The following is a 340-nucleotide window of genomic DNA, read 5'->3' as shown; positions in this document are numbered from 1 at the left end:
GATATATACAACAACGATACTGCTATTCGAGTCCAGGCCGTGAAAATGACCATGCCAAACGAAGAGCCAACCATCATGAAGCACGCAACGTTAAATATCATTGGCTTTGATGCAGAGAAGCCGATTGAATTAAAATACACAAACAACATGACCGGACAGAGCCAAACTATTGTTTTTGAACCGGATCCAGTCAACGATTATTGGTCAGTACTTGAAAATCACTACACTACCTTAACCAAGGTCGGTAAATGGCAAGCCATTCAAGGCATGAAAGTGAGAGAAGTCGATAACCCGATTGGGAACGACATGCTGGTGGATGCAGCTGTGAAGGATTCATATG

At 42.9% G+C, this 340-nt stretch carries 1 protein-coding gene; it reads left to right on the top strand.

What is annotated here, in order from left to right; genetic code table 11:
• Positions 1-45: 45 nt before the first annotated feature.
• Positions 46-340, top strand: a 295-nt coding sequence (locus AB4585_RS27935; RefSeq protein ID WP_372172014.1) for a hypothetical protein, incomplete at its 3' end; no start/stop codon positions are given.

Source organism: Vibrio sp. 10N.222.49.C9 (assembly GCF_041474985.1).
Classification (GTDB): Bacteria; Pseudomonadota; Gammaproteobacteria; order Enterobacterales; family Vibrionaceae; genus Vibrio; species Vibrio crassostreae_C.
This window is presented reverse-complemented; position numbering and strand designations above follow the sequence as displayed.